Annotated in this window: 23 protein-coding genes and 1 pseudogene; 16 read left to right on the top strand and 8 right to left on the bottom strand. The window is 67.6% G+C overall.

Going from position 1 to position 21,306, the window contains the following annotated elements; genetic code table 11:
- Window positions 1-2: 2 nt before the first annotated feature.
- From FHY50_RS13490 to FHY50_RS13425, 14 genes are all read left to right on the top strand, one after another.
- Complete coding sequence (locus FHY50_RS13490; protein ID WP_140231434.1) at window positions 3-752, top strand: FliH/SctL family protein; 750 nt, start codon at window positions 3-5, stop codon at window positions 750-752.
- Entirely contained in the window at window positions 746-2,077 is a 1,332-nt protein-coding gene (locus FHY50_RS13485; RefSeq protein ID WP_140231433.1) for a FliI/YscN family ATPase, read from the top strand. Before FHY50_RS13490 ends, FHY50_RS13485 begins: the two co-directional genes overlap by 7 nt.
- Before the next feature lie 14 nt (window positions 2,078-2,091).
- Window positions 2,092-2,520: a hypothetical protein gene (locus FHY50_RS13480; RefSeq protein WP_140231432.1), complete on the top strand. Its 429-nt coding sequence runs from the start codon at window positions 2,092-2,094 to the stop codon at window positions 2,518-2,520.
- A gap of 198 nt (window positions 2,521-2,718) precedes the next feature.
- On the top strand, window positions 2,719-4,683 hold the full coding sequence (locus FHY50_RS13475) for a flagellar hook-length control protein FliK (RefSeq protein ID WP_180345157.1): 1,965 nt from the start codon (window positions 2,719-2,721) through the stop codon (window positions 4,681-4,683).
- Window positions 4,684-4,697: 14 nt separating this feature from the next.
- Window positions 4,698-5,312, top strand: a complete 615-nt coding sequence (locus FHY50_RS13470) for a flagellar basal body-associated FliL family protein (RefSeq protein WP_140231430.1) — start codon at window positions 4,698-4,700, stop codon at window positions 5,310-5,312.
- Window positions 5,313-5,318: 6 nt separating this feature from the next.
- Complete coding sequence (locus tag FHY50_RS13465) at window positions 5,319-6,269, top strand: flagellar motor switch protein FliM (protein WP_140231429.1); 951 nt, start codon at window positions 5,319-5,321, stop codon at window positions 6,267-6,269.
- Window positions 6,266-6,562, top strand: a complete 297-nt coding sequence (gene fliN / locus FHY50_RS13460; protein ID WP_140231428.1) for a flagellar motor switch protein FliN — start codon at window positions 6,266-6,268, stop codon at window positions 6,560-6,562. Before FHY50_RS13465 ends, fliN begins: the two co-directional genes overlap by 4 nt.
- On the top strand, window positions 6,562-6,813 hold the full coding sequence (locus FHY50_RS13455) for a flagellar biosynthetic protein FliO (RefSeq protein WP_140231427.1): 252 nt from the start codon (window positions 6,562-6,564) through the stop codon (window positions 6,811-6,813). The genes fliN and FHY50_RS13455 overlap by 1 nt, the downstream gene beginning before the upstream one ends.
- Window positions 6,814-6,839: 26 nt before the next feature.
- A complete protein-coding gene (fliP, locus tag FHY50_RS13450) occupies window positions 6,840-7,619 on the top strand; it encodes a flagellar type III secretion system pore protein FliP (protein WP_140231472.1) in 780 nt (259 codons plus the stop codon).
- A gap of 5 nt (window positions 7,620-7,624) precedes the next feature.
- Window positions 7,625-7,894: a flagellar biosynthesis protein FliQ gene (gene fliQ / locus FHY50_RS13445; RefSeq protein WP_140231426.1), complete on the top strand. Its 270-nt coding sequence runs from the start codon at window positions 7,625-7,627 to the stop codon at window positions 7,892-7,894.
- 3 nt (window positions 7,895-7,897) lie between these two features.
- On the top strand, window positions 7,898-8,671 hold the full coding sequence (gene fliR, locus FHY50_RS13440) for a flagellar biosynthetic protein FliR (RefSeq protein ID WP_140231425.1): 774 nt from the start codon (window positions 7,898-7,900) through the stop codon (window positions 8,669-8,671).
- Entirely contained in the window at window positions 8,671-9,798 is a 1,128-nt protein-coding gene (gene flhB / locus FHY50_RS13435) for a flagellar type III secretion system protein FlhB (protein WP_140231424.1), read from the top strand. Before fliR ends, flhB begins: the two co-directional genes overlap by 1 nt.
- 61 nt (window positions 9,799-9,859) lie before the next feature.
- Window positions 9,860-11,293, top strand: a complete 1,434-nt coding sequence (gene fliD / locus FHY50_RS13430) for a flagellar filament capping protein FliD (RefSeq protein ID WP_140231423.1) — start codon at window positions 9,860-9,862, stop codon at window positions 11,291-11,293.
- Entirely contained in the window at window positions 11,293-11,694 is a 402-nt protein-coding gene (locus FHY50_RS13425; protein WP_140231422.1) for a flagellar export chaperone FliS, read from the top strand. Before fliD ends, FHY50_RS13425 begins: the two co-directional genes overlap by 1 nt.
- A 33-nt stretch (window positions 11,695-11,727) precedes the next feature.
- Here FHY50_RS13425 and FHY50_RS13420 read toward each other — a convergent pair whose 3' ends face one another.
- The 5 genes from FHY50_RS13420 to argH are packed head-to-tail and all read right to left on the bottom strand — an operon-like array spanning window position 11,728 to window position 16,319.
- The gene (locus FHY50_RS13420) at window positions 11,728-12,678 is read right to left on the bottom strand and encodes a zinc transporter ZntB (protein ID WP_140231421.1); all 951 of its coding nucleotides are present in this window, start codon (window positions 12,676-12,678) and stop codon (window positions 11,728-11,730) included.
- A complete protein-coding gene (locus FHY50_RS13415) occupies window positions 12,675-13,451 on the bottom strand; it encodes a precorrin-2 dehydrogenase/sirohydrochlorin ferrochelatase family protein (RefSeq protein ID WP_140231471.1) in 777 nt (258 codons plus the stop codon). Before FHY50_RS13415 ends, FHY50_RS13420 begins: the two co-directional genes overlap by 4 nt.
- A complete protein-coding gene (lysA, locus tag FHY50_RS13410; RefSeq protein WP_140231420.1) occupies window positions 13,448-14,707 on the bottom strand; it encodes a diaminopimelate decarboxylase in 1,260 nt (419 codons plus the stop codon). Before lysA ends, FHY50_RS13415 begins: the two co-directional genes overlap by 4 nt.
- Entirely contained in the window at window positions 14,707-14,943 is a 237-nt protein-coding gene (locus FHY50_RS13405) for a hypothetical protein (protein ID WP_420030890.1), read from the bottom strand. The genes lysA and FHY50_RS13405 overlap by 1 nt, the downstream gene beginning before the upstream one ends.
- Window positions 14,943-16,319, bottom strand: coding sequence for an argininosuccinate lyase (gene argH / locus FHY50_RS13400; RefSeq protein WP_140231418.1), 1,377 nt, complete (start codon window positions 16,317-16,319; stop codon window positions 14,943-14,945). Before argH ends, FHY50_RS13405 begins: the two co-directional genes overlap by 1 nt.
- Window positions 16,320-16,335: 16 nt before the next feature.
- Between argH and FHY50_RS13395 the strand changes: the two genes are divergently transcribed.
- Entirely contained in the window at window positions 16,336-16,923 is a 588-nt protein-coding gene (locus tag FHY50_RS13395) for a TlpA family protein disulfide reductase (RefSeq protein ID WP_244935377.1), read from the top strand.
- A 46-nt stretch (window positions 16,924-16,969) separates the two neighbouring features.
- Here the strand turns inward: FHY50_RS13395 and FHY50_RS13390 are convergent.
- Window positions 16,970-17,839, bottom strand: a pseudogene (locus FHY50_RS13390) (3-hydroxyacyl-CoA dehydrogenase NAD-binding domain-containing protein).
- A gap of 75 nt (window positions 17,840-17,914) precedes the next feature.
- On the opposite strand from FHY50_RS13390, the gene FHY50_RS13385 reads away from it, so the two are divergent.
- Entirely contained in the window at window positions 17,915-19,009 is a 1,095-nt protein-coding gene (locus FHY50_RS13385; protein WP_140231416.1) for a DUF1176 domain-containing protein, read from the top strand.
- Here the strand turns inward: FHY50_RS13385 and egtD are convergent.
- Both egtD and egtB read right to left on the bottom strand, forming a co-directional pair.
- Window positions 19,006-19,983 carry an L-histidine N(alpha)-methyltransferase gene (egtD, locus tag FHY50_RS13380; RefSeq protein WP_140231415.1) on the bottom strand — a complete coding sequence of 326 codons (978 nt, stop codon included), beginning with the start codon at window positions 19,981-19,983 and terminating at the stop codon, window positions 19,006-19,008. The genes FHY50_RS13385 and egtD overlap by 4 nt on opposite strands.
- 1 nt (window position 19,984) lies before the next feature.
- Window positions 19,985-21,247, bottom strand: coding sequence for an ergothioneine biosynthesis protein EgtB (egtB, locus tag FHY50_RS13375; protein ID WP_140231414.1), 1,263 nt, complete (start codon window positions 21,245-21,247; stop codon window positions 19,985-19,987).
- Between the last annotated feature and the right edge of the window lie 59 nt (window positions 21,248-21,306).

Here is a 21,306-nt window from a genome sequence, read left to right as displayed (position 1 = left end):
ACATGCATAGCTTCCAAGCGGGCTTCGCCAGCCGCCACGATTCCGCGTCCGCCGCGCTCGCTCGCGTGTTCGGCCCACCCGACGATTTCGCGCCAATCGAATCGATCGTGCGCGGCCCACGTCCGAAGCCCGCCGCTGCTGCGCCCAAGGGATTCAGCCCCGAACCCGCCGGGCCCAAGCATTTCTCTCCTGCCGATGCGGAGAGCAATCCCACCGAGGGCTGGGACGTCTTCGACAGCAGTCCAGCGCAGGAAACGAACTTCGTCGATCCAATCGCGGCTGCGCAGGCTGCAGGCTATATCGAAGGCCTCGACGCAGGCCGCGCCGAAGCCGCCGCCGAACTCGCCCGCGACCAGTCGCTGACCGGCAGGCTTGCCGAAGCGCTGACCGGCGCGAGCCGCATCGACCGCGACCGGCTGGCGGGGCATCTGCGCACCACCGTGCTCCACCTCGTCACCCGGCTGGTCGGCGAGATCGGTGTCGCGCCGGCGCTTCTCGAAGCCCGGATCGAAAGTGCGATTGATCTGCTCGCCGACAGTGCCGAGGCCGCGGTGCTGCGCCTCCATCCCGAAGACATGGCGCTGGTCGAAGGCGCGCTTCCCAAATCGGTGTTCGCGGCAGGCGATATCGGCGTCCAACGCGGCAGCTTCGTGCTGGAATCGGCGACGACCGTCGTCGAGGACGGTCCCGAATTGTGGATCGAGCAGCTGACCGACGCCATCGAACACGCACCGCTTCCACCCGCATGCTGAACCGTTTCACCGAAGAATATCTCGATACGCTGGGCTGCCGCGATTTCGTGGCCAGACCCCGCGTGTCCGGCAGGCTCGCTTCCTATGACGGCCTGCTGATGGAAGCGATCGGACTGTCGCTGCCGGTCGGCACCGTGTGCGAGATCGGCGCCGGCACCAAACAGCGCGTGGAGGCCGAAGTGATCGGCTTTCGCGCCGGTCGCACCCTGATGATGAACCTGGGCGGCCCCGCCGCGCTGCTCCCAAACACACCCGTCCGTCCGATCGGTGCGCCTGGCGAGGCGCAGGTCGGCCCGGCGATGCTCGGCCGCGTCGTCGATGGCGCGGGCAAACCGATCGACGGCAAGGGACCGATTCGCGGCGCCGCCAGCTGGCCGCTCGCGGGCAAGCTGCAATCCCCGCTCGACCGCGGCCGCGTCCTGCAGCCGATGGACGTGGGCGTCCGCGCCATCAACGGACTGTTGACGATCGGCCAGGGCCAGCGCGTCGGCATCATGGCGGGCTCAGGCGTGGGCAAGTCGGTGCTGCTCGGCATGATCGTGCGCGCCGCCGAAGCGGACGTCGTCGTCGTCGGCCTGATCGGCGAACGCAGCCGCGAAGTCGCCGACTTTCTCGAGACCAAGATATTCGGTGCCGCGCGCGATCGTTCGGTCGTCGTCGCGGTCCCCGCCAACCATTCGCCCGTCCTGCGCATCCGCGGCGCGCTGCGCGCCACCGCGATCGCCGAGGCGTTTCGCGCCGAGGGCAAGAAGGTCCTGCTGATCATGGATTCGCTGACCCGCGTCGCGCACGCCGGACGCGAGATCGGGCTGGCGCTGGGTGAACCGGCATCGGCTCGCGGCTATCCGCCATCGGCGATCGCGATGCTGCCCAGCCTGATCGAGCGCGCGGGTACTTGCGTTTCCTCCGGCGGATCGATCACCGCGATCTACACCGTGCTGGCCGATGGCGACGACGGCAACGACCCGGTGGTCGATTCGGCGCGCTCGATCCTCGACGGGCATATCGTGCTGTCGCGCAGCCTCGCCGAGCGCGGCGTCTATCCGGCAATCGACCTTGGCCCGTCGGTCAGCCGGGTAATGACCGACATCGCCGGCAAAGCGCATGTAAAAGCCGCGCGCGTGCTGCGCCGCCACCTCGCCACCTACGAGGAGAATCGCGACCTGGTACTGATGGGCGCCTATCGCGCCGGCGCCGACCCCGCGATCGACACCGCCATCGCCTGCCACGACACGATCCTCGACTATATCCGCCAGGATGCCGATGCTGTGGTGACGCTCGACGACGCCGTCACCGAGCTGACCGGCGTGTTCGGCGACGGTTAGTTGGTCCAAGACCAATGGCTGAGCGCTCCGCCAAGAAACTCGACCGCCTGCTGCGCGTGCGCACGCTCCAGCTGGGGATGGTGCGGGCGTCCGAAATGCAGGCGCATGAACGGGTCGCCAGCGAGACCGCGCTGAAACACCGCATTGCGCAACTGGCCGCCGACGTGGCCCCGCGTCCAGAATCCGACTTCGCGACCTCGCTGATCGCCGCCGCGCATTATCGCGACCGCCTCCACCAGACCGCCGCCGCCGCCGAGCAGCGCGTCGCCGCCGCCGAAAGCGGGCTGGTCGAGGCGCGCGAGCGCACGATCGATGCCAGGCGCGACCAGTCGGCGGTCGAAAAGTTGATCGCGCGCGCCAATACCGACGCCGCGCTCAAGGCGTTGCGCGCGATGGAGGCCCTGCCGCCGACATCCAGCCGGAACCGGCACGATCCTTGCTGAACCCCATGCGGGTATCGAAGCGGGGATTACCGAATGACCGAGATCACGGCGTTGCTGTCGAGTGTCGCACCAGGCGCGATCCGCGCGCCCGCGGGCTTCGCCGGCGCGCCCGACTTCTCGCTGCTGCTGGCAGGGGTATTGCTGCCGGGTGCAGCTCCCGCGAACGCACGGCAGCCGCTTGCCGAAACCGGCAAGCCATTGCCGGATGCGCCGACGACAAGCGCCGAGGTTGCGCCGACGGCCGCCCGCCTGATCGCCGATGATGAAGCGCTAGACCTTGTGCCGCCCGCTCTGGCCGAAGACAGCCCGCATCCAGCGGCGCATCCAGGCCACGACGGTACAAGCCAGCCCCATACCGTATCCCCCGCTCCGATCGCGCTCGCGTTGCGCATTACCGGAATCATTCGAGGGACGGTCGCACCGGACCCGCAAAGCGATGTGATCAAGCTGCCGAACGATGAAGGCGCCGCGCCCGGGGCCGGCGAGTCCGCAGCCACGGCCAAAGATTTGCCTGCAAACAGCCTCGACCGGTCCTTTCCGCCGCCCGAGATTGTCCAACCCGTCAGAGCTCTGCCCGAGACCATCGCGCCCCCCGCTTCCGAGGTCGATGCGGATCCGGACACGCCAGACGCCGATCCGGGCGCCGATGTCGAGACCGACGATCGCACCGCGACCGCGCCGCTTGGTCTTCCGCCCGAAATCGCGTTGCAGGGTCTGCCCCAGCCCGCTGCGCCGGATGTGCCCGTTACTCCCGCAGCGGCCGCAATCCGCACGCCCGCGCTCGGGATCGACGATGCACCGCTCCCAAGGCTGGCCCCGACGTTTGCCGAGGTGGGGAACATGCGAAGCTCGGCCGCCGATGCGGCGATTGTCGCCGGTGCCGAAACCCTTCCGGGCGCGCAGGCGTCCGTTCCGGAAGCGCGGGAAGCGACCGCTTCGACCCGCTACACGGCACCGGGCGAAACCGCTGGTTCGCCAGCAACGGCAGATCGGAAATCTAGGGTGGCGACGGACGGCGCTGTTCGGTCGCAGCCCGAGCCCCCTCTGGCGCAAGCACCTCCAACCGCTTCGCTAAAACGCGGGACGACTAGCATCGGCCGGACTGCGGCGCTTGACGCATCGCTGCTGCCAACTCCGGCACAACTGCCGTCGATGTCGGCCAACCACGCGCCACGGCCAGCAGCGTTGCCCGATATCCATTCTATCGCGCACCCCGATTCCTTAGCCGCCGATGGCCGCGCATCCGGCCCCCGCCGGACATCGCAGCATGTGGCGCTTCAAGCCATCGAAAGCAGCATAGCTGCAATTCGACCTCGATCCATTTTCCAGGCTGCTTCCGGGCATCCAACTCGACTTGCGACGATGGCCACAGCAGCGCCAGTTGAGGCTGCACCATCCGCTCCAGTCCCCCCGCCGGCATCTTCGGTCGCCGTCCCCGCATCGCCGATCCAGGCCGTACCACCGACTCCGCTCGATGGTGCGGAGTTGGTCCGGACACCTGTGACGGTACGCGGCGATGCTGCTGTCGATGCTCCAAGTGCCCTTCCGGCACCCGCTTCAATGCCGCGCACCGAACCGGTCGCCGTTCCCGCCGGCCAGGCTTTTGCCAGCGCCGTGTTCGCCGCGGTCGAAACCGTTCGCCACAAACCCGCTCCACGCGGAAGCGTTGCCGAACTGGCGATGATCGCCGGAATCGATCTGTCGTCTTCGTCGACCACATCCTCGATCATTGCACCCGCCGCCGCCGCCACGCTCGACACCAGCCGCGCCGATTGGATGGGCGACATGATCGACCGGATCGAGATGCTGACCGCCGCTGTCGGCATCGAACGCCGCGAGACGCGCGTGCGGCTCAATCCCGACCAGCTCGGCAGCGTCGAGATCGCGATCGAACGCGATGGCGACACCACCAACCTGCGTTTCACGGCCGAGACCGCGGCGACGCGCACGCTGCTCGCCGACGCCGTGCCGCGGCTGGCCGAGATCGCAGACGCGCGCGGGCTGCGGCTTGGCCAGACCCAAGTCGATTTGGGCGGCAACGCCGCGCAATCGAACGCGCAGCACCAGCGCCAACCCGAACCGCAGGGCCAAGCCAATCGCACGCCCGCTCCCGCCACCCCGGCCGCCGATGACGCGGCCGAGCCGACCGACCGCCTAGCATGACGAAGGAACCCAAGATGAGTGACACGCCCGAAACTGCCGCGCCCGCCAAGAAAAAGGGCAAGCTGATGAAATTCCTGTTGATCGGCGTCGGCGCGATCGCGTTGCTCGGCGGCGGGGTCGCCGGCGGCCTTTATGCCAGCGGCAACCTTGGCGGCGGCGATCATGCCGAGGCCGAGGCCGACACCCCGCGCCTCGTCCCCAAGGACGAAGAGAAGCGCGCCGCCGCGCCCGAAGGCGAATCGGGCGGCGAGGAAGGCGCAGCCGCCAAGGCGGAGGGCATGCCCACCCCCAAGGGTTCGGGCGGCGACAAATATGCGTCGAACTATTACGCGATGGAAAAGGAGTTCACCTCGAACCTCCTCGACAGCGTCCATTTCGTCCAGGTCGGCATCGCGGTGTCAACGCCTTATGACGATCGCGTCATCGAAAACATCAAGACGCACGAGATTGCCGTGCGTTCGGCTGTGCTGATGGCGCTCGGCGAGACCGACGAGGAAGCCGTCTTCACCACCCAGGGCAAGACCGCACTGCAGAAGCGCCTTGCCGCCGCCATCAACGCGACGCTGAAGGAAAAGGAAGGTTTCGGCGGCGTCGGTAACGTCTACTTTACCAATTTTGTTGTTCAGTGACGGTGCATGGTTAACAGCACCGCAACCACGGCATCGGCCGACCGGCGTTCGCGCCAGCGCACCAGCGCGGAGCATGTCTCCACGCTGGGCGCGGCGAACCTGAATCCGTTCGGCGACCTGCACACGCTCCAGCACCTCTCGACCCGGCTCGCACGCAGCTTGCGCGGCGTGTTCGAGCCGATGCTGCGCAAGGGCGTGCGCAGCTGGGTCGAGCCGATCGTGGTGCAGCGCTTCGCCGATTATGTCGCCGAGCGTGAGCCGGGACTGACCGGCTGGGTGCCGATGACGATGGTGCCCGGCAATGGCGCGGCGCTCATGGTGATCGACGGCAAGTTCGCGCTGGAGGCGCTCGACCTGTTCTTCGGCGGCACCGGCGATGCTCCACACCCGCTGCCTGGCGAATTCTCTCCGGCGGCCGAAACCATGGTCAAGCGTATCGCGGGCCAGATCACCGGCCCGCTGCGCAACGCCTGGGAACCGGTCTCCCGGATCGAATTCGCGGTCGGCAATGTCGAACTGAACGCGTCCATGCTCGCCGATCTCGACGGCGACGACGCGATGATCGTCAGCCGTTTCGGCATTGCGCCCGAAGGCGTCAAGCCGGTGTTCCTCGACATTGTCTATCCGGTCGCGGGACTGAAGCCGCACGGCCCGTCGATCAACGCCAAGGTCCATGGCCGGTCGGCCGATCCCGAACCGAAATGGCAGAACGGCCTGACCCGCGCCGCGATGGGCGTGCGCTTCGAGGTCCGGTCGGTTCTCGCCGAACCAACCATCTCGCTCGGCCGCCTGCTCGAACTCACCGAAGGCGACGTCATTCCGATCAGTTTCGGCCAATTCGTGCCGATCATGGTCGCTGCCAATCGGCTCGGTACCGGCGTCGTCGGCACGTCGAACGGCAAGGCCGCGATCCGCATCCATCAGCTCGAACGTCTCGACGAAGAGGACTTCCAATGAACGACATGACCGGCGGTTTCCCGGTGGACGGGGCAGTGGCCGCCAATTTCCGCCTGCTCCAGGACGTCGACGTCAAGCTGACCGTGGAGATCGGCTCGACCTCGCTCACCTTGCGCGAACTGCTCGCGCTCGGCGAATCGAGCGTGATCGAGCTCGACCGCCATTCGAACGAACTGCTCGACGTGTTCGTCAACGGCACGCTGATCGGCCGCGGCGAAGTCGTCACCGTCGGCGAGCGCTTCGGCGTGCGCATGACCGAGCTGGTCAGCCCGGAAAAGCGCGTCGCCCGCTGATGATGTGGTCGTATATCCTGAAACTGGTGATCCTGCTCCCGCTGGTCTGCGGGCTGCTGATCGGGTGCCTCTACCTGTGGCGCAAGCTCGAGACGCGGATGCCCGGCAACCAGGGCGAAAAGATGCTCAAGGTGCGCGAGACGATGATGATCTCGCCCGGCACGCGGCTCGCGGTACTCGAATTCGAAGGCCGCAAGCTGCTCGTATCGGTCAGCCGCGGCGGCGTCGCGTTGATCGACAAGGGCGAGTAGTGACCATTTCCCTGCTCCTGCGCCGCATGGCAGTGCTGTGCGGACTGCTGCTGATGATCGCGGTGATCGCCGAGCCGGCGATCGCGCAGACCGTGGCGCCGCCCGCCGCTCCCGCTGCGCCCGGCGTCGGCGACGCGGTCGATCGCGCGCTGGGCGACCTTGGCGGCGGCGACGCGCCATTGAGCCTGTCGCTGCAGGTCCTCATCATCATGGGGCTGCTGACGATCCTGCCCAGCCTGCTGCTGATGATGACCAGCTTCACGCGGATCATCATCGTGCTGTCGGTGCTGCGCCAGGCGCTGGGACTGCAACAGACGCCGCCGAACCAGGTGCTGATCGGGCTGTCGCTGTTCCTCAGCCTGTTCGTGATGGCCCCGACGATCTCCCAGATGAACCAGACCGCGATCCAGCCCTATTCGGCCGGTCAGATCGGCGCGACGCAGATGATCGAGCAGGCCGGCGTCCCGCTGCACGCATTCATGATGAAGCAGACGCGGGTCAAGGACATCACGATGTTTGCCGAGATGGCCAAGAGCGGCCCATATGCCGATCCCGCAGACGTCCCCTTCTCGGTGCTCCTGCCCGCCTTCATCACCAGCGAACTCAAGACCGCGTTCCAGATCGGCTTCCTGATCTTCCTGCCGTTCATCGTCATCGACCTCGTCGTCGCGACGGTGCTGATGGCGCTTGGCATGATGATGCTGTCGCCGACGATCATCTCGCTGCCGTTCAAGCTTCTCCTGTTCGTGCTGGTCGATGGCTGGGCACTGACGATGGGCAGCCTCGCCAACAGTTTCGTGAGTTAGCGGCAATGGACTCGAGCTATTTTCTGACCGTCGCGCGCGAAGCGATGTGGATCCTCGCGCTGGCATCGGCGCCGATCCTGCTGCCGGCGCTGTTGTCGGGCCTGATCCTCGGCATGGTTCAGGCGGCGACGTCGATCCAGGAACAGACGCTGTCGTTCGTTCCCAAGCTGATCGTCGTCGCGGTCAGCCTGGTCATCTTCGGCGGCATGATCCTGGGCCTGCTCGGCGATTTCACCACCAGCATCTTCGAACGCATTCCTGATCTGGTGCGCTAGGCGATGCTCGGGTTCGGCCTCGCGATCGAGCCGCAGCTGTGGACGCTGATCTTCACGATGGTGCGGGTCGGCGCAGCGTTCATCGCCGCGCCGGTGTTCGGCGCGGTCGCCGTGCCGGTGCAGGTGCGCATCCTGCTGTCCGCGGCGATCGGCATCCTGGCGATGAACGTCGCGCCGATCACCCCGCCCGCCGAGATCTTCGCGCTCACGACCTTTTTGTCGATCGCGGCGGAAGCATTGGTCGGGCTGTCGCTCGGCTTCATCCTCCAGATCGCGTTCGCCGCGCCGTTCGTGGCGAGCGAAGTCATCGGATCGTCGATGGGCATCGGTTTTGCGGCGATGGTGGATCCGCAGAACGGCACCGCCACGCCCGCGCTCGGCACCTTCCTGTCGGTACTAATGATTCTGCTGTTCCTGTCGGTCGACGGGCACCTCGTCCTGGTCGAACTGGTGGTCGACAGCTATACGCTGCTGCCGCCGGGCCAGGCATGGTTGGGGGCGGAGAAGCTGCGCGATATCGCCTTCTTCGGTGGCTATGCGTTCATGGCCGGACTGCTGCTGGCATTGCCGGTCGGGTTCCTGCTTTTGTGCCTCAACCTTGTGGTCGGCATGCTGTCGCGCTCGACCCCCTCGCTCAACCTGTTCGCCGTCGGCCTGCCCGCCAGCCTGCTGGTCGGGGTGGTGTCGCTGTTCGTCGCGATGCCGGCGATGGGCGACTATATGCTGGTCATCGTTGCCGAGGCGCTGTCCGCGCTGCGTAGCCTGGTGCTCGGCTGATGGCGGAGCAATCGGGCGAAAAAACCGAAAGCCCAACCCCGAAGCGCAGGCAAAAGGCGCTCGACGAAGGCGACGTCCTTCGCTCGCGCGATTTCGCCGCGGCGCTGGTGGTGCTGGTCGGCTGCGCATGGATGGTGATGCTCGGTCCCGCGCTGATTTCGGCGTGCAAGGCCGTCATGGCTGCGAGCTTTTCGTTCGGGCGCGGCGATGTCGAAGATTTTCAGCCGTTCCGCCCGCTGGCGGAAGCCGGATGGCGGCTCGCACCGTCGCTTGGCGGACTGCTGGCACTGTCGTTCGTCGCCGCGATCCTCAGCCAGGCCGGATTGGGTGCGCTGCGCTTCAACGGCAAGCTGTTCGCGCCCAAGGCGAGCCGCATCAATCCCGGCGCCGGCCTCAAACGGATGTTCGGCCCGACCGGCTGGATCGAGCTCGGCAAATCACTGCTCAAGGCAATCCTGCTCGGCGTCATCGGCTGGTACATGCTGATGGCGGCGTCGCACCAGTCGATAGGGTTGGTGTCGTCCGATCTCGATCGCGCGGTCAGCGAACTGGGCGGCACGTTCGTCGGGCTGATGATCGCGATGTCGGCCGGAATGGCGTTGATCGCGGGGATCGATCTGCCGATCCAGATCGTCCGGCGCATCAACAAGCTCAAGATGACCAAGCAGGAAGTCCGCGACGAGCACAAGGAAAGCGAAGGCTCGCCCGAGGCCAAGGGCGCGATCCGCCAGCGCCAGCGCGAGGTGATGAAGCGCGGCTTTCGCAAGGCATTGGGCGAGGCGCATGTCGTGCTCACCAACCCGACGCATTTCTCGGTGGCGCTGCGCTACGAAGCCGGGCGCGACCAGGTGCCCGTGGTGGTCGCCAAAGGCCGCGGAGCGACCGCGCTCGCCATCCGCGAACTCGCCGGCGACATGGCGCTGCCGATCCTCGAATATCCGCAACTCGCCCGCGCGGTCTATTATACCAGCCGCGAGGGGCAGGAGGTGCGCGACGACCTCTACCTCGCGATCGCGACGGTGCTCGCCTTCGTGTTCGGCCTCAATGCCGAGGCGGCCCAGCCGCAGGTCTCGGTACCGCCGTCGGCGCGCTTCGACGAGCATGGCAACAAGCTGCAACCGGCATGAAACCCCTTAACCTTTCGCCGCGGCGGTCGTTTGACGGACAAGCGCTGGTCCGGAGCATCTGATGGTCGATTCAATCACGCAAACGCTCGGATCTGGATCGGGGATCAACATCTCCGAACTCGTCGGCTCGCTGGTCGACGCGCAATATGCGGTCAAGAACGAGACGCTGACCCAGCGCAGCGAAGCGCTCGCCGCCCAGATATCGGGTGTTTCGACGCTCAAGAGCGGGATCAGCGGCTTCGCATCCGCGCTGGCGTCGCTGGTCAGCGGCGGCAGCCTGGCGACGCAGCCGACCAGTTCGAACGAATCCGTCGTCAAGGTCTCCAAGCTGGCAGGCGGCAGCGCCGGCGCGCTGAACTCGACCATCGAAGTCCGCCAGATCGCCGCGATCCAGTCGGCCAGCACCGCGCCGATCGCCGACCGCACCGCGGTCGTGGGCAAGGGCATGCTGACGCTGCAGTTCGGCACCGCGACCGTGGCGGACGGAGCGATGACCGGCTTTGCGGCCGGATCCGCGGCGGCGATCGACATCGTCATCGACGACAGCAATTCGACGCTCGACGGCATCGCCCGCGCGATCAACGCCAAGGGCGCCGGCGTCACCGCCAGTATCCTGAGCGACGCCGACGGCGCGCGGCTGGTGCTCAAGGGCGCGACCGGCGAATCGCAGGCGTTCACGCTGTCCGCGACCGAAGACGGCTCCGCACCGGGGCTGTCGGCGCTCACCGTGGGAGTCGGCGCATCGGGGACGACGATCGGCTCGGCGGCGCGCGACGCGATCGTGGCGGTCGATGGCGTCGCACTGAAGCGCGCGAGCAATTCGATCAACAACCTTATCGACGGGGTCAAGATCGACCTCGTCACCGCGCAGCCCGGCACGATGATCGCGCTGGGCAGCAGCGCACCGACCGCGAATCTGCGCCAGGCCGTCACCGACGTGGTGACGACCTACAACGAATTGCTGGCGATGGTGAAGGAGCAGACCAACAGCATCTCGGGTGCGCTGCGCAGCGACCCGGCGGCGCAGACGATGCTGCGAAGCATGCGCGCGCTGACGCTGACGGAACTGATCCCCGCCGGTGCCGACGGCGCACCGACCAACCTTGCCGAGATCGGTGTGACGACCAATCGCGACGGCACGCTGTCGGTCGATACGGGCAAGCTCGCCAAGGTCCTCGCCAACCATCCCGGCAGCGTCGAGGCGATGTTCGCCCCCGGATCATCGGGCGCCAGCGAAAAGGGCCTGTCGGCGGCGCTCAACGCAATCTCGGCGCAGGTGACGAGCACCAAGTTCGGACTGGGCGCCAGCGAAGCGCGCTATACCAAGGCGCAGTCGCTGCTTGTCGATCAGCAGCTGAAGGCAAGCGATGCGGCCGAGGTGATGCGCACCCGGCTGACCCAGCAATTCGCCAGCATGGATGCCAAGGTCGCCGCGTACAAATCGACCCAGACTTTCCTCGAACAGCAGATCGACGCCTGGAACAGCCAGAACTGATGGCGCGCTATGCTTCCGCCCTGCTCGCCTCGCCCGAGGCGACGTACCGCTCGATCGACCTCGCCGGCCGCACTGGCGGTGCCGACGGGCATGCGCTGGTCGATTTGCTCTATGCCGAACTCATCCGCGCGCTGGGCGTTGCTGCCTGGGCGACCGAGCACCGCGATTTCAAGCTCAAGGGCGAGCGAATCACGCGCGCGATCGCGATCCTGTTCGCTCTGGAAAACGGCCTGGATTTCGAGCGTGGCGGCGAAGTTTCGCGCACGCTGGCGACGCTGTATGCGGGCACGCGCCAGTCGGTAATCGATGCCAGCGTCGGCCAGGACCCCGCCCCGCTGCGCATCGCCGCTGCCAACATCGCCGAGATTGCCGACGCCTGGCGGCAGCTCAAGGCGGCCTGATAAAACGCCTGGCGGCAGCTAAAGGCGGCGGGATTACCGGAACCAGTGCCGCTGGACGAAATAACCGGCGATGACGACGGACAGCAGCGCCGACACTCCGACCACGCCCCAGAAGGCCCAGGGCGCATGGGCGAAGGGTATCCCCTCGACGTTCATGCCGAGCAGCCCGGTCAGGAAGGTCAGCGGAAGGAACACCATCGCGACGATCGAGATCACCAAGGTACGCTGATCGATCTGTTCGGCGCGCAGGTCGATCAGCGCCTCGTGGATCAGTGCGGCACGTTCGCGGATGCTTTCGACCTCCTCGGCCATGCGCGCGGCGCGGTCGGCGGCGGTGGCGAGGTGCAGGCGATCCTCGTCGGTCAGCCAGTCGGCGGGAAGCTGCGCCAGCTTCTCCAGTGCGGCGCGTTGGGGATTGAGGAAGCGGCGATAGCCGATCGCATCGCTGCGCGTATGCGCGACGGTGCGGCGCAGCTCGAACACATTCTCCTGCCCCAGTTCTTCCTCGCAACTGTCGAGCGTGTCGCCGAGATCGGCGACGACAGGATCGAGCTCCTCGGTGATCGCGCCTGCAAAGGCGACGATCAGGTCGCCGGGATCGCCAATCCTGCCTGCCTCCATCGCCGCACGCACCACCGCGAGCGCTTCCATCGACTTGCGCGTGACCGAGATCACGCAATTCGCCTCGGCATGGATCCGCACCGAGGCCAGCGGGTCCGAAGCCACCATGTCGTCGGACGACAGCCCGCGCAGGTTGAGGATCGCGCCGTCGCCGACCGCGTCGCAGCGCGGGCGGGTCTCGGTCGCGGTAAGCGCGTCGACGACGACATCGGGCAGCGACGCCTTGTCGGCAAGCCAGCGCCGGGCTTCGTCGTCGCGGGTGTGGAGATGCGCCCAGATCAGGTCGCCGCCGTTGCAGCGCGCTTCGTCGACGGGGATCGCGGTCGCCTTGCCGCCGACGACGCGATACGCGAACCCGCTCATGCCGACACCGACAGGTCGATCGACAGGCCAGAACCCGGATCGGCCGGGAGCGCGTCGCAGACGATGCGATCGGCATCGGCGCGCGCGCGGTCGAGGATCGCAAGCGGGACGTCGGCGCGGTGAAACACGCGGTCGGCCTGTCCAAGCAGCCGCGCGCTCCGCAATGTCAGTTCGTCGGGATCGGGCGAAGCGAGCGTGATCGCCTCGATGCGATCGGCCGGCGCCTGCCCGTCCTCGGCCAGCCAGCGAGCGACCGCGCCGCCGTCGTGATCGGCCAGCACGTCGAGCGCACCGCCCGGCGCCAATGCCGCCCCGATCGCGCGCCTGCGCTCGCCGCCATCGGGGAAGCGCGCGCGCAGTTCCGATCTGGCAGCATGCAATTGCCGCGCGAGATCGCCCAGCCCCACCGGCAGCAGCGTTTCGATCCGCTGGCGCACCGCCGCTGCGAGGCCGGCCGACACACCGCCGGTCGCGACCGCGACCAGCAGCGGCGCACGCTCGACGATCGCCGGAACCGTGAAATCGCACAATTCGGGCGTGTCGACGACATTGACCAGCAGGCCGCGCGCCTTGAGCGCCAGCGCCTCGCCGCGCGCGGCGTCGGCATCGTCGATCGCCACGATCGCCACGCGCGCGCGATCTGGGCTGTCGGCGATCGTCGCGCCTGCCCTTTCGAGCAGCCGCCGCTTGGCGTCCGCCGCTGCGCCCTTCCCCAGCAGCAATACCGGCATGCCCGACAGGTTGAGCGTCACGGGTAGCGCGGCGCCGTTCATTTCAGCCATTCGGGCACGCGTTCGGCAGCCAGGATCGTCGCGGGTTCGATGCGATCGGCGACGACCGCGAACCGGTCGCCATCGACCAGCACCTCCGGCACCAGCGCGCGACTGTTATAGGTGGACGCCATCGTCGCGCCGTACGCGCCGGCGGTACGCAGCACGCCCAGATCGCCGTTCCCGACGCAGTCGATCACGCGGCCCATCGCAAAAGTATCGCCGCTCTCGCACACCGGCCCGGCGATGTTGGCGGCAAAGGTCGCGCCGTTCGGCTCGACCGCCGCGAAGTCGTGATAGGCTTCGTACAGGGCCGGCCGCGCCAGATCGTTCATCGCCGCATCGACGATGACATAGGGCCGCGCCACTCCCGGCTTGACCCAGATCACCCGCGTCAGCAGCACCCCGGCATTGCCGGCGATGACCCGCCCGGGTTCGAACATCAGCGTCACATCCCAGCCGCGCGTGACCCGTTCGACCATCGCCCCGAACTCCGCAGGCGTCGGCAGCACGTCGCCCGGCCGATACGGCACGCCAAGCCCGCCGCCCAGATCGACATGGCTGATCACATGTCCGGCTGCGCGCAAGGCGCCGACCAGTTCACCGACCCGCCGATACGCGGACTCCAGCGGCGCGAGGTCGGCGAGCTGGCTGCCGATGTGCACCGCGACACCCCGCAGATTGAGCCCATCGACACGTGCCAGCCGATCGAACATCGCCGGCGCGTCGGAAATCGGCACGCCGAACTTGTTCTCCGCCCTGCCGGTTGAAATCTTGGCATGGGTGCCTGCATCGACATCGGGATTGACGCGCAACGTCGCCGGGGCGCGCACGCCGAACCCGCTGGCGATCTCCCCCAGCACGACGCCTTCTTCCTCGAGCTCGAGGTTGAATTGCCCGATCCCCGCGCGCAGCCCCGCTTCCAGTTCGCCGCGGGTCTTGCCGACGCCCGAAAAGACGATCCCCGCCGGGTCCATCCCCGCCGCCAGCGCGCGTCGCATCTCGCCCTGTGAGACGACATCCGCGCCATAGCCTGCCCTGGCGAGCACCCGCAGCACCGCGAGGTTCGGATTGGCCTTGACCGCGAACGCGATATGGTGCGGGCCGACCCCTGCCACGGCTTCCGCGAACACGCGGGCATGCCGTTCGAGCGTGGCGCGTGAATAGACATAGACCGGCGTGCCCACCGCATCCGCGATGGCGGTAAGCGGCACGTCCTCGGCGTGCAACACGCCGTGCTTCAGCGCGAAATGGTCCATCAGTCGGGCGGCAGGTCGAACGGATCGCTATCCCGCTCGCTCGAATCCTGAAGCAGTTCGTCGCTGCGCGTCGGACGCGCCTGCGTCGACGGGGTCAGCAGATCGTCGGGCGTCGGGATTTCCTCCGCGCCATAGGGGGCAGGCGGCAGGGCGCGACCTTCGGCGGGTTCGAGGTCACCGCGCGCACCGCAGCCGGCCAGCAGCGCCAGGAGCGCGATCGGAACGAGTGAGCGCATCATGCCTCCTGAGCTCGCGCTTGCCGCGCCGCCGCGACCGCCTCGCGCACCCGTACCGGGGCGGTGCCCCCGAAACTGGTGCGGCTCGCGACCGACGCGTCGACACTCAGCACATCATAGACGCGCGCGTCGATCCGCGCATCGATCGCGCGCAGATCCTCGATCGGCAACTGATCGAGCGGCAAATTTTGTTCCTCCGCGCGCTTGACCACCGCGCCGGTGATATGGTGCGCCTCGCGAAACGGGACCCCGCCCTCGCGCACCAGCCAGTCGGCGAGGTCGGTCGCGGTCGCATAGCCGCTTTCCGCCAAGGCGCGCATGCGGTCGGTGCGGAACGTCGCGCTTTCGATCATCCCGGTCATTGCCGCAATCGACAGCGCCAGCAGGTCGTGCGCCTCGAACACCGGCGGCTTGTCGTCCTGCATGTCCTTCGAATAGGCGAGCGGTAGGCCCTTCATCGTCATCATCAGCGCCATCAGGCACCCGATGATCCGCCCGGAGTGGCCGCGCACCAGTTCGGCGGCGTCGGGATTGCGCTTTTGCGGCATGATCGAGCTGCCGGTCGACCATTGGTCGGACAGCGACACGAAGCCGAACGGCTGGCTCGCCCAGATCACGAACTCCTCCGCCAGCCGCGACAGATGCAGCGCGGCCTGCGCGGCGGCGGTCAGATACTCGACCGCGAAGTCGCGGTCGCTGACCGCATCGAGCGAATTGCGGGTCGGTCCGTCGAAGCCGAGCGCGGCGGCGGTGGCATCGCGATCGATCGCGAATCCCGTCCCGGCCAAAGCCGCCGACCCCAATGGGCACAGGTTCAGGCGGCGACGCGCATCGGCGAACCGGCCGCGGTCGCGCGCGACCATCTCGTGATACGCCATCAGGTGATGCCCCAGCGTCACCGGCTGGGCACTCTGCAGATGCGTGAAGCCCGGCATCACGTCGGCGGCATGTTGTTCGGCGCGCGCGATCAGCGCGTGCTGCAACGCTCCCAGCCCGGCATCGACCGCGTCGATCGCATCGCGCACCCACAGCCGGAAATCGGTCGCGACCTGGTCGTTACGCGACCGCGCGGTGTGCAGCCGCCCCGCCACCGGGCCGATCGCCTCGGCCAGCCTGGCTTCGGTGACCATGTGAATATCTTCGAGTGCGAGGTCGATCGGCACGCCGTTGGCCGCATAGTCGGCCGCCACGGTGTCCAACCCCTCGCCGATCGCCGCTGCGTCGGCCGCATCGATGATGCCCTGCGCTCCCAGCATCGCGACATGCGCCTTTGACCCTGCGATGTCCTGCTGCCACAAGCGCTGGTCGAACGGGATCGAGGCGTTGATCTCGCGCATCACCGCGGACGGGCCTTCGGCGAAGCGCCCGCCCCACATGCTGTTGGAGCCTGTCTTGCGATCCGAAACCGCTCTTCTCCTCGGGGTGCTCACGCTGCTGGTCGGCGGCTGCGATAGGCAATCGCAAGCCCCGGCACAAGGCAACGTCGCGAGTGCCGCGCCCGCGGCGGCGGATGCGCAGGGCGAGGCCGTGACCGAGGAGATCGGCATGCTCGACCGCAGCCATGCCGGCGAGCCGATGCCGACCGCCGCGTTCAAGGAGCCGGGGGGAAGCCCGACTGCGCTATCGGCGTTCAAGGGCAAGCCGCTGCTCGTCAATCTGTGGGCGACCTGGTGCGCGCCGTGCATCAAGGAGATGCCGACGCTCGACGCCTTGGCGGCGCGCGAGGGCGATGCGCTGCAGGTGCTGGCGGTCAGCCAGGACATCACCGGTCCCGAAAAGGTCGCCGCCTATTTCGAACAGGCGGATTTCGCGCGGCTCCAGCCCTATCTCGACGATCAGGCCGCGCTGTCGGTCGCCTACGCCGCCAATTTGCCGACCACCGTGCTCTACGATGCTGCCGGGCGGGAGGTGTGGCGGATGACCGGATCGATGGACTGGACAAATTCCAGCGCACGCGAGTTGCTCGCCGAAGCCTCCTAGCGCCTTTCAGCGACGCTGGATCGGCACTGGCCGGCTGCACCCGACACTAACGCGTCGGTACCGGCTCCGCGCCCGAATAGTCGTAGAAGCCGCGCTTGGTCTTGCGCCCGAACCAGCCCGCCTCGACATATTTCACCAACAGCGGCGCGGGGCGGAACTTGGGGTCGCCGGTGCCCTCGAACAGCACCCGCGTGATTTCGAGGCAGGTGTCTAGCCCGATGAAATCGGCCAGCGTGAACGGCCCCATCGGGTGGTTGAGGCCCAGCTGGCACGCCGCATCGATATCGGCGATCGTCGCGACGCCTTCGCCCAGCGCGAAGCACGCTTCGTTGAGCATCGGCATCAGGACGCGGTTGACGATGAAGCCGGGGGCGTCGTTGGCGTGGACGATGCGCTTGCCCAGCTTCTGCCCGAACGCCTCGACCAGGGAGACGGTGTCGTCCGACGTGGCCAGCCCGCGGATCAACTCGATCAGCCCCATTACCGGCACCGGATTGAAGAAATGCACCCCGACGAACCGCGCCGCGTCCGGCGCCGCCTGCGCCAGCCGGGTGATCGGGATCGACGAGGTATTCGACGCCAGGATGGCGCTGTTGCCAAGCACCTTTCCCACGGTCTAGAAAATCTGACGCTTGACGCTTTCGCGCTCGGTCGCCGCCTCGATCACCAGGTCGCACGTACCCATCGCCGCCACGTCGCCCACGGTGTCGATCCTGACGAGCGCATCGTCGCGCGCGCCCGCGCCGATCTTCTCCTTGTCGACCAGCCGCGCCAGCGCCCTGGCGATCCCCGCCTTGCCCGCATCTGCGCGTTCCGCCGACACGTCAGACAGCAGCACGCGATATCCCGCTTGCGCCGACACCTGCGCGATACCAGCGCCCATCTGCCCCGCCCCGATCACGCCGATCGTCTGCATCCAACACTCTCCTCGTCGGTTCTCGCTTGCGGCATTCCCTATCGAGGCGGACGCTTGCACGCTATGGTCCATCGCATGATCCTGATCCCGCTGCTTCTCGCCGCCGCCTGTTCCGACCGGGCGCCGCAAGACACCGCGCCCCCGTCCAATTCCTCGATCCAGGAGACCGCGCTGCCGCCCAGTTCGGCCGCTCCCCCGCCCGACACGTCGCGGCCCGGCGCGATCGACGTGTTCCGCGACTGGGTGGTCGGCTGCGACAATGTCCTCGACTGCAAGGCCACCGTGCTCGGGACGGAGGCGGGTGATTTTCCACTCATCACCCTTGCGGTCGAGCGCAAGGCCGGCCCGCTCGGCCCGATCCGCATCGGCTTTTCCGGACGCGACGGTGAAGTGACGCCGCCGTTCACCGTCGAGGTCGACGGCCGCGTGGTCGCGAGCGGCGGGATGACCACCCCGGCGGGCGCCTATATCACCGGCCCCGACGCGCAGCGGATCGCGGCGGCGCTGGTCAACGGGCAGCAGGCGACCCTGACCGCGGGCGCGGGTACGCGCGAGACCGTGTCACTGGCAGGAGCCTCGGCGGCGCTGCGCTATATCGACGCCGAGCAAGGTCGCGCAGGCACACAAAGCGCGATCGTCGCGCGCGGTCCGGCATCCGCCACTGCCGCTCCCGCACCGGCGCTGCCGGTCGTTCAGGTTCCGGCGATCGGTGGAACCCCCGCGGCAGTGACATCCGAGCTGCTGGCGTCGATGCGCACGCAGGGTGACTGCGAAGCCTATGACGACGAATATGGCGCGCCGCGCATCCATGCGCTGTCCGATGTGGTGACGATGGTGTCGCTGCCCTGTGCGCGCGGCGCGTACAACGCGATCAATGCCGTGTTCCTGATCGAGGATGGCGAAGCGCGCCCCGCGCCGTTCGATGCCGACCCGTCGATGAGCCCGGAGGACGGCGCGGTGCCAACGATCACCAACGGCGAATTCGCCAACGGCATCTTCGACAGCTTCGCCAAGGGGCGCGGTCTGGGCGACTGCGGCATCGCGCAGAAATTCGCATGGGACGGCGAACGCTTCCGCCTGGTCGAACAGTCCGAAATGCCCGAATGCCGCGGCAGCAGCGATACCATCCCTACCTTCCGGGCGCAGGTAGAGCGCACCGGCGGCGATTAAGGCGCGGCAGCCGGCGGCCTGGCTTCGGCGAGGATCAGCGCGAACCAGTTCTTCGGGTCGGTCCACTGCGCAACCGGCGTCCAGCCACCGCCGCGCAGCAGCGTGTTCGCCGCGCGGGCATCATATTTGTGGCTGTTCTCGGTGTGGATCGTCTCGCCCGCCGCCATCGCGAAATCGCGGCCATCGACGCCGAACGCGACGTCGCGCGTGGCCGCCAGATGCATCTCGATCCGCGAGGCATCGTCGTTCCACACGGCGCGGTGCTCGAACGCATCGACCGGAATGGTGCCGTCCAGCTCTCGATTGATCCGCTCGAGCAGGTTGAGGTTGAAAGCCGCGGTCACGCCGGCGGCATCGTCATAGGCCGCCTCGAGCACGCCGACCTCCTTGACCCGGTCGATGCCGATCAGCAGCAACGCGCCCTCGCCCAGCGACCCGCGCATCGCGCGCAGCACATCGATCCCGGCGAACGGCGTCATGTTGCCGATCGTCGAGCCGGGGAAGAAGCCCAGCTTGGGCAGGTCGGCGACCGCATCGGGCAGCGGCACCGGCGCCATGAAATTGGCCTCGACCGGCAGCACCGGCAGGCCGGGAAACGCGGTCGCGAGCTCGGCGGCGGCATCGCGCAGGAAATCGCCCGAGATGTCGATCGGCACATAGGCGGCGGGTGCGACCGCCTCCAGCAGCCGCGGCGTCTTCATCGACGATCCCGAACCGAATTCGATCACCGCGCGCCCAGTGCCAACCCGTGCGGCGATGTCGGCGGCGGACGCGTCGAGGATCGCTACCTCGGTCCGGGTCGGATAATATTCCTCGACCCGGGTGATGTCCTCGAACAATTCGGATCCGCGGCGGTCGTAGAACCACCGTGCCTGGATGGCGCGCGGCCGCGCCGCCAGTCCGGTCAGCACGTCGTGGCGGAATGCGGGATCGGCAAGCGACGCCTGCCCGTCCCCGGCTTCGGCCTTGAGCATTTCAGAGATCCTTTGCGAGCCGCACGCCGGTGAACTGCCAGCGCTGGTGCGGATAGAAGAAGTTGCGATAGCTGGCGCGAACATGCCCGCGCGGGCTCGCGCACGAACCGCCGCGCAGCACGAACTGGCCCGACATGAACTTGCCGTTATATTCGCCGACGGCGCCCTCGGCGGCGCGGAAGCCGGGATAAGGGCGATAGGCGCTGCCGGTCCATTCCCAGACATCGCCGAAGAAAGCGGGGCCGTCTGCCGACGGGCGCGGCTCGACGGGTCCGGCCGCGTCGAGCAGGTTTCCGACGGCCGGGTCGTACCCCGCCGCCGCCGCTTCCCATTCGGCCTCGGTGGGCAGGCGCGCCCCCGCCCAGCTGGCATAGGCGTCCGCTTCGAAGAAACTGACATGGGTGACCGGCGCCGCCGGATCGATCGCGCGGCGCCCGTCGAGGCCGAACCGCGTCCAGCCGCCGTCCTCTGCCCGCTCCCAATAGAGCGGTGCATCAATCGCGTCGGCCTTTACCCAAGCCCAGCCATCGGCGAGCCAGTGGCGCGGATCGGCATAGCCGCCATCGGCAATGAACGCGGCCCATTCGCCGTTGGTCACGGTGCGGTCGGCGATCGCGTGTGCGCTGAGCAGGGTGGCATGGCGCGGAGCTTCGCAATCGAACGCAAAACCATCGCCATCATGGCCGATCTCGGTCACTTGCGCGCCGCACTCGATCCAGCCCATCGGTCCTGGCATCTGCACCGGCACCTTGCGCGCGCCTTCCCAGATCGCGGGCGCGATCGGGTTCTGCGCGAACAGGTGCAGGATATCGGTCAGCAGCAATTCCTGGTGCTGCTCTTCGTGATGGCAACCTAGCGCCACCAGATCGCGCGCCACATCGGGAAGCGCGTCGAGCGCATCGAGTACCGCCGCATCGACCGCAGCGCGATAGCCGAGCACCTCGTCCAGGTGCGGCCGCGTGATCATGCCGCGACGGTCGCGCGCGTGCCGCTGTCCCTCGGCCTCGTAATAGCTGTTGAACAGGAACGGAAAGCGCGCGTCGTGGAGCACATAGCCCGGGACATGGTCACGCAGCACGAACGTCTCGAAAAACCACGTCGTGTGCGCAAGGTGCCACTTGGCCGGTGACGCATCCGCCATCGACTGCACGCTGGCATCCGCATCGGACAGACGGGAGACCAGCGCCGCGCTGAGATCGCGGACGCTGCGGAAGCGATCCGCGAGACCGACAGGATGCGCATGAAGGCTCAATTTCGTTCGCATTCTGTTCTCCGATACCAGAATACGACGGCAAGAGGCAACCGCCTTGATCGAGCAGAAAT

It is taken from the genome of Sphingomonas japonica (assembly GCF_006346325.1).
GTDB classification, from domain to species: Bacteria; Pseudomonadota; Alphaproteobacteria; order Sphingomonadales; family Sphingomonadaceae; genus Sphingomonas; species Sphingomonas japonica.
Note: the sequence above shows the minus strand (reverse complement) of the source record. Positions and strands in the feature narration are given on the sequence as shown.